The sequence below is a fragment of the Chryseobacterium sp. FR048 genome, from assembly GCF_056844665.1.
In genome coordinates this window covers 919,652-932,232 of sequence record NZ_JBXDSE010000001.1, presented here as the reverse complement: position 1 = coordinate 932,232, position 12,581 = coordinate 919,652, and the positions used below count along the sequence as shown (strand labels likewise).

Sequence of the window (12,581 nt, the reverse complement as noted above, 5' to 3'; positions counted from 1 at the left end):
AGGGTTATGGTATTTGGCCTGATGAAAATTAAATATATAATGACTGAATATTATGTTATTTTTGAAGTTCTAAAAATTGAACAGGAATTAGAACAAGGCTCTAAAATACGAATAGGAGAAAGATTCGTAGGGCTTTATTATCCTGATAATAAAGAAATTTATTTTACCGATGATAACGGTCAGGAGTGGATTTTTTATGATGGCGATACATGCAGTATTATCAGCAAGATTTAGCCGACCTTTAAGAAAGGGCATTGAAAGAGACGATTTATATTCATCAAAAACCAACTGAACACGGGTCAATTTTAACAGATTGTACAATTTATATTTTAGAAGAACTAGAGAGCAATTTGCTCTCTAATTCTTTTATCATTATTCCCATAAATTACTCGCAGTCTATTTATCTATTAACAAATAACAGAATGGTTGAAATATAATTATGGAATTTACTAACTTTTTTTAAGCATTTCTTCTCTGAATTTACTAACATCTCTTTCCGAAAGCTTATCATAAATTTCAGCAAAATCAATCATTGTATAACCCATTGACTCAACAATAAGAACAATAGTTGCCATAGTTGACCTTTTCTTTCCGCTAAAAGCACCGTTTACTGTAGCTTTGGTCAGTTCTGAATTAGAGTTTGCAGCTATTTTATCATAACTATTGACTATGTCCATACTACCATCCGATTTTGCTGAGTAACTCTTATTGTTACTTAGCATTTTACGCAAAGTAATCGCAGTTTTTATAATTATAATTTTTTCACTTTCTTTAATCATACATGCAATTAAGCACATAATGAAAAATATTTTGGTATAGTTTTGTATACCGAAATATTTTTTCTTATCTTTGTAAAAGAAGTTACTTAATTGTAATTTTGCGAAACTTCAAAAAATATTAGAAGCTATTCGCTTAGAATCTTGTATCAGAAAACTGGCACTTTTCATTTTACCACAAGACAATAAGCAGATTGCTCACGTTCTAAGCGTGGGCTCTCTTATTCGTGGTAAAGGGTATGCCAGTACCTCTGATACGGTAGGTAGAGTTCCACGCTGTTTTTTCAATGATGTCCGCCTTCTCTACATTTCTCTAAGCTGCTTTTACTATAAAGATTAGATAGGATACAATGGCAGCGCATCCATTGGAGCTTTACAGTTCACACTCGAGGTTAATTTCATTCATATTAATTCTTTATGATGTGTTTAGGTTGGAGGTTTTGTAATCTCCCAAAACTTCCTCCTAGACAATATTTAAAAACACAATGTAACCATAAAAGACCATCAAATGAAAATAAGCAACACCTATTATAATGATACTTAGTTATCTTTTTGTTACAGAACAATAAGAAATAAAAAAGCCCTTTCCGCAAAAGTTGACAGCTGAGGCAGGAAAGAGCATTAATAGTTATTAACCATTAACTTTTACAAAAGTATGAAAAAATCCTATATCAGCATTGGGGGCATCTCTTGTGTCCTTATGCTGACGGTAGCAGGAAGCTCTTTTCCGGCGCAGGTACAGAACAATTCGGATATGATCTCCCGAAAGAATACCTCTGAAGCTTCCATACTCAGGACAAAATCCGATACCTTATCACCTTCAAACAAGCTGGCTTTAGAAAAAGTAAGCCATATTGAAGAAGTGGTACTGAATGCAGGGTATTATAAAGTCAAAGATAAGGAGCGCACTGGAAGCATAGCAAAAGTATCGGCAAAAGATATCGAAAACCAGCCTGTATCTAATGTACTGTCTGCTGCCCAGGGAAGGATGTCGGGGGTAAGCATTACCCAGAATACCGGAACTCCGGGAGGTGGATTTGAGATCCAGATCAGGGGAAAGAACAGTATCCGACGTGAGGGTAATGAACCCTTATATATTATAGACGGGGTTCCACAGGCTTCCGAGACCCCTTCGCTATATTCTAATAAAATCCTTCCGTGGTCCTCGATAAATCCCCTGAACGCTATCAACCCAAACGTTATTGAAAGCTTTGAGATATTAAAAGATGCAGATGCCACAGCTATTTACGGATCAAGAGGAGCCAACGGAGTGATCATTGTAACCACTAAAAGAGGAAAGAAAGGACGATCTGAGCTCAAGCTTAATACCTCGTATTCCTTAAGCAGGATTACTAGGCCTATGGAAATGATGAACACGGAGCAGTACATCAGTATGCGTCGCCATGCATTCCAGAATGATAATGTAGCCTATCCCGCTACCATGTATGACATCAACGGAACCTGGGACCAATCCCGATACACCGACTGGCAGAAAGAACTGATCGGAAACATGGCAGATGCCTACGGCGTTCAACTGTCGATGAGTGGCGGCTCTGAAAACTTTTCTTACCAGATCAGCTACGGCCATAATGAGCAGACCACTGTTTTGCCGGCTGACTTCAAATATAAAACCAATAACATCAATGCCAATTTCAGCTATTTCACCCCTGACAGAAAACTGGAATTTAACCTGGTAAATACCTTCTCTTTTCAGCAGAACAATGTGCAGAATGATGACCTTACGCTAAAGAGTATTATGCTGAGCCCCAATGCGCCGGCACTTTATACTGCAGACGGGAGCATCAACTGGGAGAACGGAACATTTAACAATCCGGTGGCTTCGCTTCTGAGCGAGTACTCCAATAAGACCGCCTTTTTTAATAACGGCCTTAATGTGTCCTATAAGCTGTTTCCTTTCCTTTCATTAAAAATGAATGCCGGAATCAGCTATCAGAATTTCGAAGAACGCTCGATAAAGCCCCATACAATAAATAATCCTTCTTTTGGACAGACCAGTATGAATTCCACCTCTTCCCGGAATAACCAGGTGAACTTTTCCTATATCCTCGAACCCCAACTGGTGGGCGCTTACAAAACCGGAAATCACCAGTTTGAATTTTTACTCGGAGCAACCCTGCAGAAAACACAATCGGAGCAGGGAGCTATTCAGGGAAAAGGCTTTGAGAGCAATGCTTTGATTGATAATATTGGAGCCGCTAGCGTAAAGACCATTTCTGATCAGGTTCGGAGCCAGTATAACTATACGGCAGTTTTTGCCCGTTTTAATTATCAACTGAAGAAAAGATATATTGTGAACCTTACCGGAAGGCGTGACGGTTCTAGCCGATTTGGTGCCAATAACCGTTTCGGGAACTTTAGAGCAATAGGCGCGGCATGGCTTTTCTCGGAAGAGCCCTTTCTGAAAGAGGTAAAATGGCTGAGCATGGGTAAACTCAGAGGAAGCATGGGAACTACAGGAAACGATAAGATAGGAGATTACCAATATCTCAATACCTATATTATTTCATCGGGTATATATAACGGGCAGACCGGTTTAAATCCGGCGCGGCTGTATAACCCTAATTTCAGCTGGGAGAAGACTCTGAAAAAAGAATTGGCCCTGGAAGTAGGACTCTGGAACGGACGCTTTAATTTTTCAGGTGCCTACTATGAAAACACCTCTTCCAATCAGCTGGTAGGAATTCCCCTTCCATCCACCACGGGCTTTCCTTCCGTACAATCCAATCTTCCGGCAAAGATCAGGAATATAGGCTGGGAATTTGATACCTCGGTTCAGGTTTTAAGAAAAGGAAAATTCAGGTACGAAACCTCTTTTAACCTGAGCATTCCCAAGAATACGCTTGTAGAATTTCCGAACCTCGAAGGTTCTACCTATTCCAATCAGTATATGATCGGATACCCTACGACTATTGCTAAGGTGTACCAGTATGAAGGCATAGACCCTGCCACCGGATTGTATAAGTTTACAGATTTCAATGGTGACGGTAAAATTACCTCCCCTGACGATAATAAGGCAGTAGAAAAACTGGGCGTCCGATTTTTTGGCGGATGGTCAACTCAATTCAGGTGGGGAAACTGGTCAGCATCTTTCCTGTGGCAGTTTGTAAAACAGAGAAACTGGAATTACAACCGCCAGATGCTTCTGCCCGGAGCACTCAGCAATCAGCCTGTAGAAGTATTGGACGCATGGTCTCCATCTAACCCAGGAGGCAGCTATATGGAATATTCAGCAGGGTACAACCCCCAGAAGCTTTCCCTGCACGGGTTCTTTCAGAACTCAACAGCGGCAATAAGTGATGCTTCCTATATCAGGCTGAAGAATGTACAGCTTAACTACCGCATTCCCATGCAAAAGCTGGGCATCAAAGAAGCTATGATCTATGTGCAGGGACAAAACCTTCTGACCATCACCAATTACTTTGGAATGGACCCGGAGTTTTATCTCGTAGGCTACCTTCCACCCCTAAAAACCTATTCCCTGGGATTCCAGGTGACTTTTTAACGATTAAGATTGATGATTAGTGATTAGTGATTAAAAATTAAAGATAAAGATTTGGGATCATTAACGATTGAGATAATTGATGATTTTATATGTAATAACTTTTAGCAACTAACAATGAAAAATATTATAAACGCTATAATAGCGCTTCTTTTGATGCTTTATGCTGCTTTAAGCGCAGTATCGTGTGAGAAATTTATAGAAACAGATTTTCCGAACAACCAGCTGGCCACAGAACAGGTATTTGAAGATGAGAAAACCGCAGATGCGGCGCTCGCTGGACTGTACTCGGGACTATGGACCGGTTCCGTGATCAGTGGCACGACAGACGGTTCCGGTGCTTTACTCGGAAATTATACCGATGATATTACTTGCGTTTTCACCAGCGCCGGAAACGGGATCCTGGATATCTACCATAACCAGCTGCTGGCAACCAATGCTACTGTGAGCCAGGTATGGACTACGGCTTATCAGCAGGTGTATATGGCCAACAGCATTATAGAAGGTGTGGAAAAATCCAAAAGCCTTTCGGTATCAGCAAAAAGCAGGATAAAGGGAGAGGCAATGCTGGTCCGCAGCCTTATTTACTATTACCTCTACCAGATGTATGGGGAGATTCCCTACACTACTACAACAGATTATGTCTATAACTCGACTTTAAGCAGAATACCTAAGAATGAATTCCTGCCAAGACTAGAAGCCGATATATCGGAAGCGGTGAACCTTCTGCCCTCAGCATACCGGAATGCAGAAAGGATTTATATTAATAAGGCAGCAGGCCTGGTTTTACAGGCTAAAATGAAAATGATGCTGGGAAAATGGCAGGAAACCGAAGTTTTATGCCAGACGATTATTCAGAATGCTGACTATGTTTTTCAAAATGACCCTTCTAAAGTATTTCAGAAAACAGGAAAGCATATTATCTGGCAGCTGAAACCTAAGAACAATACTGACCCGACAAGTGAAGCCGTGCTCTATAACTTTGTGGGCGCGCCTACTTCATTTATTTTGAATCCGGATCTTATAAGTTCTTTTTCAGCCACCGATCTTCGACGGCAATACTATTTTACTCCGGTGGTATTTGGTTCACAGACCAATTATAAGCAGACCAAATATAAAATAACTACCGCTACCAATACGACAGAATATTCTATCATCTACAGGTTAGAGGATGTATGCCTGATGCTGGCAGAAGCTTTAACCATGCAGAACAAAACAACCCAAGCAGTTCCTTTCATCAATCAGACAAGACAAAGGGCGGGGTTAACACCACTCAGTACTTCCATTTCGCAGGCTCAGGCGATGGAAGAAATTAAAAATGAAAGAAGAAAAGAATTTTTTGCAGAACATGGAAGTCGGTTTATAGACCTGAAACGGTGGGGACAGCTGGATCTCTTACAACCGGTAAAGCCTAACTGGAAAGCGACCAATCAATATCTGCCGTTGCCGCAGAAAGAAATGCTTTTGAATAGTCACTTAACACCACAAAATGATGGATATTAAGGCGTCACATATTGATTGTATCACTTTCAAATCTTTCCTAAGGCGAAATTTCTCTGTAGTAGTATGGATATTATGGATATTTCTTCTCATTATTATGCCACAAAACCTTTCAGCCCAGCGGTATGAGCATCTGGAAAAGCTGGTTAAGGATACCGAAGAAATGAAATTTCCCGAGGCTTCTGATAACGGTAAATGGCTGGCATGGTATATATTCTCTGTTGACGGGACAAAGAATATGATGCTGCAAAGAACAGGAGATATAGACCACAGAACGGAAAGAAAAAATATTGATTTTATCATTTGGGTGGGAAACGATCTCGCGATACAGACAAAAGATACATTGGAGTATCTTTATCCCGAAACCGGAAATTCCCGTTTTTTTCAACACGTAAAAAAGTTTATCTACAATAAACAGCAGCATGCCTTTATGGTGCTGTATACTGAAAAAGATGAAAGCAGGCTGGAAGTTTATGATACTGATCTTAGCCTTCGACAAAGTATTTCCGGTATTCAGCATATCTATTCTGAAGGGGATGAGACCATCGCCAGGAGAAAGACAGGTGATCTGATTGAAGCATTAATTTTAAAGAATGGAGTTTTTGAAACAATCTTTTCGACCCATGATGAGCTGAGCAATATTTTGCCTTCAGGAATGAACAAGAAAGGCTTTGTGATTCAGACCCGAAAGAAAGGCAAGACCAACCTCTATTATGTTTCTCAGGATAAAAAACAATATATTTTTGATGGAAGCGGGTATGATGGCTATGATCAGATGATGCTGAATCCTTCGCATTCTGATAATAGTATTGTCCTAAAATTGGGAAAGAGAATCCCGCCTGCAAAAGGAATGGTTGATATCTGGTACGGGACTGACTTCGATCTTAAAAAATACGTGAAGCCGGTATCCGAATTTATCCAGGTGGAATGGGAGCCGGTAAGCGGTAAACAGGTTCTGATAACCCGTCCCGGATATTTTGGGGAGACTGCTATCGGCAATTCACGCTACCTGATGTATGAAACTGACAAGCAGCAGGTGGATAAAATGGATAAAGCGGGAGGAAATAGCTTTGACAGGCTGTATTTGTGGAATGCGGTAACCGATACCTATACCCTGATTACGGATGTGCGGAAACAGATGGTAATCTCACCGTCAGGTCAGTACCTGCTAATTCAGAGGGAAAACAACTGGCAGCTGTACAATACGTTAACTCTGGTGATGGAAGATGTAAAGGTTTCTGCGGCTATGGTTCCTTATTTTACTTCTGAGAAAGAAGTTCTATGGGTAGGAGGAAACAGGATCTCTGAATATAATCTGGCCACTGAGAAAATGAAAGAAATGTTTACTGCAAATGATGATTCAGAAATCGAGCTGGTGGATTTTACAAGAACCAGTACGGAATTAGGATACGGTAGAGACTTCAGGACCGTAGATATCAAAAAGAGCTTGCTGTTAAAAATCACTGATCCGAAGACCAGTCATATCATTTATGCCGGTTTAAGAAACAGGAAGCTAAATATCATTCAACAACCGACCCCTGATGAGATCACGGCATTTAAAAGGCTGAATCAGGGTGAAAATTATTACTGGATTGAGGAAAACTATAATAAACGGCCAAGGCTTGTAGTAAAGAAAGAGAAGGAAAATCCAAAAGTTCTTTATGTTTCAGATCAGAAGAATCAGAAATTTGAACAGGCAGAGCTTATTAAAATTTGCTACAAAGGTTCGGACGGTGAAACCATAAGCGGAGCTTTGTATATGCCGCTGAATTATGACCGCTCAAAAAAATATCCCGTTGTTATCCATGTGTATGAGAAGCAGGATTATATGACCAAAAGATTCCTGCGACCTTCCTTCTCGAATCCCACAGGGCTGAATATCCCGCTGTTGATGGAGGAGGGCTTCGCCGTACTGCTTGCTGATATCTCGCAATCTGACAAAGGAGCAGGAATTTCAGCACTGGAAAGCATTAATAATGCCTTAGACGAATTACAGAAGATTAGGAATGTAGATATGACAAAGATTGGACTCATGGGACAGTCTTTTGGCGGTTATGAAACCAATTTTATTGCGGGTCATTCAAACCGTTTTGCAGCCTATGTCTCAGGATCAGCAGTTTCTGATGTGGTACGGACTTATTATGCGTACAATTATCATTTTAATGCTCCCGACTATTACAGGTATGAAGGGCGCCAGTACTGGTTTAAGGCTACGATGGCAGAAAATCCTGAAAAATATATCAAAAATAATCCGATAATGTTTGTTCAGAATGTCAGTGCACCCATGCTGTTGTGGACGGGGACTGATGATGGCAATGTAAGCCCGGAAGGAACCAAATCGATGTTTATTGCATTAAGAAAATACCGAAAGCCTGTTATTGCCCTGTTTTATGATAAGGAAGGCCACAGTTTAAGTAGGGCTGAAGCTCAGAAAGACCTTACCCTGAAAATTCTGGATTGGTTTAATTATCATTTAAAGGATGAAAGAAATATCCCCTGGATACAGAAATACATAAAGGGTGCTCAATAAAGTGCACCCTTCTTTTAGTAGTTAGTAATAGCTAACAGTTAAGGAATTCTGAATAATTCTGTTTCGCAACTGGATTCATACAGGTCATGGACACCAGAAGCGTCACTTACTGTACAGACAATACCAGTATTATCTGTCGTACAAAGCTGACTTGTCATGACACAAGGCTGTTCCGGATTTTCAAGATCAATTTTCCATCCAGGAATATCAGCTTTTTTAGTCTCTGATGCTACATTGGTAGCATACGCGCTGCCTGCTCCGATTAACAGGATAGCCAATGGCAATGCGATTTTTCTCATTTTTTTCATTGTTATAAATTTATTATTGGTGCCTACTCTTTGTACAGGTTTTCGGCTTCCCCTGAAATGAAATGTTGAGTGATGTTTTGCGCAAAACGATATCTGATCAGTTCATTTTCTATCATTACATACAATTTGTTTCCCTGTATGGTAAATTGTACACGTTGCTCCTTATTCCTGTTGGGAATACTGATACTGCCAAGGTATTTCTGCTCTTGAATAGAATAAAGATCAAGTATAATGGCTTTATTACCCCTGTCTTTTTCCAGCTTTCCTTTGCGGTCCGACTCCACAAACAGAACCCCTTTATAGGCAATTGACCTTTTGTTGACCACCAGCGGATTGTTAAGCTTTCTGCTGCCATCGGCTAAGTGGGAAAGACCTAGCCGCGGGATGCTGACGGTATCAATAGTCCTGAATACATGTTTTGATTTCAGATTTCGATCAGTAACTACAAACATGTTCTTATAATGGTAAACATAAACAACCTTACCAGTGAAAGAATCATAATTTAATTGCCCATCGGGTTCAAAAAAACCTTCTTTATTCTTTTCCAAAAGCTCTGGATTAAACCTTACAGAATCCTTGCTTCCTTTACTGATAATCCCCAGACTCTGAATCTGCTTTTTGCGGTGGAAAGCACCTATGAGAAAGTTATTATGATCAATTCGTTTGATTTTCCTGAAATAGGTCTTTCCAATATTTTGCTCAGGGAGCTTATTGCTCCCGGTTGTTCCTTCAAAAATGATCGGGATTGTTCCGTCATACAACGTGATAAGACCGTCTGTAACTTCAAGCAGGGGAGACCTGAAACTAATGTCTGTACGGCTGAGTTGCAGATTTTTTCGTTCCATTCCCGTAAAATGGGTAATCTTTGTGAGTGAGAACGGTGCTGTGTAATTCCCAAGATATAGGGTATCGCCTGAAAAGCCGGCAAAATAATAGGAGTTCAGTTTTAAATCATACGTACCATTTTTAAGGATAGGATGCTGTAAAAATCTTCTTTGAAAACCATTATCTTTCTTAAGAATATATTCTGACTTTTGATACATGATGAGCATTCCGGTGATACAGAGCCCTGCTGTGATTAGAAGGCTGAAGAAGAGCTTCCCTTGTTTTTTGTGGTTTGCATACGTGTCAATACTAAGGGCAACTACAGCAACTAGGACACATATCAGATTAAAAATGAGATGTGTTTGCCAATCCATTTTTTCAAGAATCCCCCCGCAGGAACAGGGAATAAACTCACTATAATTGAGGATAAGATAAATATAGATACTAAAGAGAACCATCAGTATGTAGGAACCGTACAATCCAATGAATCTCATTTTATCAAATATCAAAAAGAAGCAGACCAAAAGTTCAAGGAAAAGTATTCCATAGGTAATTATTATAGCATAAGCGCTTAACAATGGAGACTGGGCAATTTGAACCTGAAAGTTTTCAAAATCAAATATTTTACTGATGGATGCGTAGCAAAACAACAGGATAAAAAAATAAGCAATCCATATGGCAAGTTGTGTCAGTTTCTTTTTCATAATAAGATTTTAACAATGGTATAACAATATCCAGCGTACTTTTACGCCACAATAGGTAGGCATAGCAGATTTTTCATTTACCGTGATGGTAGTAGTAAGAGGTCCTATGGTTTTCCATATTCCACTAACGGGACAGGCCGTTCCCGATTCAATGATGAGTGGCACCTGAGTCTCCATGTTGGTTCAAAATTTGGTTACTTACTGGTTTTCCAGTTGTCCCGGTCCTTTGGCGGATCTTTTTCACTGGGTTCCAATTCTTTTTCAAGTTGGGTAGTGTCTGCTTTTGAGACCATTCTTTCAGTCGTAATGACAGGCATCTCCGGATAAGGAATCTCCGGAAGGCTTTCTTCACGACAGGATAAAATAACAAATGAAAGTAAAATTCCTGCAACAATATGCAGTATTAATATTTTGGTTTTCATGATTTTGGGATTAAATAATTAACAATCCCGGCCGGTAGTTTTTTAGAATTCTGAAAGCGAATTTAGAGCATGAATTTTTCGAAAAAAAAGGTTGATGGAGCCCATTTATAAATTTTTAGGAGCCTATTTATAAATAGGCTCAATATGTAGTAATGATATAATTGATTGTAAATCAGGTGTTTTTATTGGATTTGTTAAGTGTAATTCCTAAAGTGCAGAAATAATTTTTTGCTTGGTTCATTTTGCTTAATTTTGAATTATATTTATAATATCATTGACATTATATGGTTAAATTGTTTTTATTTTGAAAATAATATTCTGTTTTTTCACGTTCTTTTGCTTTTTAGTTAATGGTCAGGAATATTCTGATTACAGAGTTCGTTATGATAATTTTGAAGAAAACGATGAACGTGCCCTGGAGTTTGTCAATGCATATATTAAAGAAGCGAAAGCATTTAAAAATTATAAGGAGCTAACCCAGGCGTATCGGGACGCTGTCAGCTTTTCGAGGAATAAAAAAATAGAATATGCAGATAGTGCTGTATGGGCCGCCTCCCAAGCAGGTGACCCCGATCTTATTGGAAATTCCTACCTAACAAAAGGAAGTGTTTACTACTTTACCTACAGAAAATATCAGAAGGCTCTTGATGAGTATCTGAGGGCTTGGCAATACTTAAGCAAAAGTAAGGATCCCTATCTGTATCATAAAAATATGTACCATATAGGAGTTGTCAAAAGTTATCTAGGATATTATGAAGAAGCCTTTACACTTTTTTCAAAGTGCCGATCTTATTATAGAGATACAAGTGTTTCCACAGATTTTCCCAATCTTCGATACAATATGAAGAAGGGATATTTGAACAGCCTTCATCAGATGGGTATCTGTCTGTTTTATCAATCAAAAATAAATGAGGTTTCCGATCTTATTAATGAAGGATTGGAGGCTTCGGCCGAGGATAAAAATTTTTATATAGAAAGAAGCTATTTTTATAAGCTGAGTGGGATTCTAGACTATCTAAGAGAAAATGACCGAGAGGCATTGTCGAATTTTAATATTGCTTTGGCAGGCATTGAAAAGAAAAGTGATTTTACCAATGCATCGCTGATCTATTTTTTAAAAGGTAAAATTCTATTAAGAAATCACAATGAAAATGAAGGTATTAATTATTTAGAAAAAGTAGATAGTATATTTCTGGGACGAAATTTTGCACATCCTTCAGTAAGGGAAGCGTTTGAGCTACTTATCATACATTATAAAGATAAAAATGATAACAAGAAAGAATTGTATTATACCAAACAATTACTGCGGTTTGACCGGATGATGCATAATGATTTTAAATACCTCTCAGGAAAAATCATTAAAGAATATGATACCAATGACTTGCTTACATCCAAAAAAAGATTGGAATCCTCAGCATTTTACGGATATATTGTGGCCGGGATTTCTTTCGGAGCTTTGCTTTTAATTTCTGTAAGATATTTCAAGGTGAAAAAAAGGGTTAAAAAGTACCAGATTGCAGGTGATCAGACTTTAGGAGAAGAGAACCATAAAGATACGGTTTCGACCAAACTATCCAAGTTGCCTGAGAATCTGACAAACGAAATATTGGAAAAGCTCAAAATAATGGAACAAAACAAATTTTATTTAGAAAAAGGGCTTACCCAAAATGAGCTTGCAAAAAGGCTAAAAACGAATACTGCTTATTTATCGGCGGTTATTAATGAATATAAAGGAACAAATTATAATACATATCTCAATAACTTGCGGATTGAGTATGTTAAGGAAATGCTAAGAACCAATGCACAATGGAGGAAGTATTCTGTTGATACGATAGCTGATGAATGCGGATTTGCCAACAGACCCAAATTTTCTAAATTTTTTATAGAATTAACTGCTTTAACTCCTTCAGAATTTATTCAAAAAATCAATGATGAGACAGGTGATCCGTAGACTTATTTATATTTAATAACAGCTTTATCATTTTTAATACTTAAA

General features: G+C 38.7%; 10 protein-coding genes. 5 read left to right on the top strand and 5 right to left on the bottom strand.

All coding sequences use genetic code 11. The features are described 5' to 3' along the window. Nucleotides 1-39 precede the first annotated feature (39 nt). On the top strand, nucleotides 40-234 hold the full coding sequence (locus AC106K_RS04220) for a hypothetical protein (RefSeq protein WP_139119575.1): 195 nt from the start codon (nucleotides 40-42) through the stop codon (nucleotides 232-234). Between the two features lie 215 nt (nucleotides 235-449). On the opposite strand, the gene AC106K_RS04215 is transcribed toward AC106K_RS04220, so the two are convergent. After that, nucleotides 450-779, bottom strand: coding sequence for a hypothetical protein (locus AC106K_RS04215; protein ID WP_069214539.1), 330 nt, complete (start codon nucleotides 777-779; stop codon nucleotides 450-452). A gap of 652 nt (nucleotides 780-1,431) precedes the next feature. On the opposite strand from AC106K_RS04215, the gene AC106K_RS04210 reads away from it, so the two are divergent. The 3 genes from AC106K_RS04210 (at nucleotide 1,432) to AC106K_RS04200 (ending at nucleotide 8,326) form a co-directional block, all read left to right on the top strand. Continuing rightward, nucleotides 1,432-4,299: a SusC/RagA family TonB-linked outer membrane protein gene (locus AC106K_RS04210; RefSeq protein WP_071447177.1), complete on the top strand. Its 2,868-nt coding sequence runs from the start codon at nucleotides 1,432-1,434 to the stop codon at nucleotides 4,297-4,299. Nucleotides 4,300-4,413: 114 nt separating this feature from the next. Beyond that, on the top strand, nucleotides 4,414-5,799 hold the full coding sequence (locus AC106K_RS04205; RefSeq protein ID WP_071447179.1) for a RagB/SusD family nutrient uptake outer membrane protein: 1,386 nt from the start codon (nucleotides 4,414-4,416) through the stop codon (nucleotides 5,797-5,799). Beyond that, on the top strand, nucleotides 5,786-8,326 hold the full coding sequence (locus tag AC106K_RS04200) for an alpha/beta hydrolase family protein (RefSeq protein WP_071447181.1): 2,541 nt from the start codon (nucleotides 5,786-5,788) through the stop codon (nucleotides 8,324-8,326). The genes AC106K_RS04205 and AC106K_RS04200 overlap by 14 nt, the downstream gene beginning before the upstream one ends. 38 nt (nucleotides 8,327-8,364) lie before the next feature. On the opposite strand, the gene AC106K_RS04195 is transcribed toward AC106K_RS04200, so the two are convergent. The 4 genes from AC106K_RS04195 to AC106K_RS04180 are packed head-to-tail and all read right to left on the bottom strand — an operon-like array spanning nucleotide 8,365 to nucleotide 10,585. Continuing rightward, complete coding sequence (locus AC106K_RS04195; RefSeq protein ID WP_050022320.1) at nucleotides 8,365-8,634, bottom strand: DUF6520 family protein; 270 nt, start codon at nucleotides 8,632-8,634, stop codon at nucleotides 8,365-8,367. Nucleotides 8,635-8,657: 23 nt separating this feature from the next. Next, a complete protein-coding gene (locus AC106K_RS04190) occupies nucleotides 8,658-10,163 on the bottom strand; it encodes a MauE/DoxX family redox-associated membrane protein (protein WP_050019632.1) in 1,506 nt (501 codons plus the stop codon). Nucleotides 10,164-10,172: 9 nt separating this feature from the next. After that, complete coding sequence (locus AC106K_RS04185) at nucleotides 10,173-10,340, bottom strand: hypothetical protein (RefSeq protein ID WP_157837397.1); 168 nt, start codon at nucleotides 10,338-10,340, stop codon at nucleotides 10,173-10,175. Nucleotides 10,341-10,357: 17 nt separating this feature from the next. Continuing rightward, a complete protein-coding gene (locus AC106K_RS04180; RefSeq protein ID WP_050019633.1) occupies nucleotides 10,358-10,585 on the bottom strand; it encodes a hypothetical protein in 228 nt (75 codons plus the stop codon). Nucleotides 10,586-10,889: 304 nt separating this feature from the next. On the opposite strand from AC106K_RS04180, the gene AC106K_RS04175 reads away from it, so the two are divergent. Beyond that, on the top strand, nucleotides 10,890-12,536 hold the full coding sequence (locus AC106K_RS04175) for a helix-turn-helix domain-containing protein (protein WP_071447183.1): 1,647 nt from the start codon (nucleotides 10,890-10,892) through the stop codon (nucleotides 12,534-12,536). Nucleotides 12,537-12,581 lie beyond the last annotated feature (45 nt).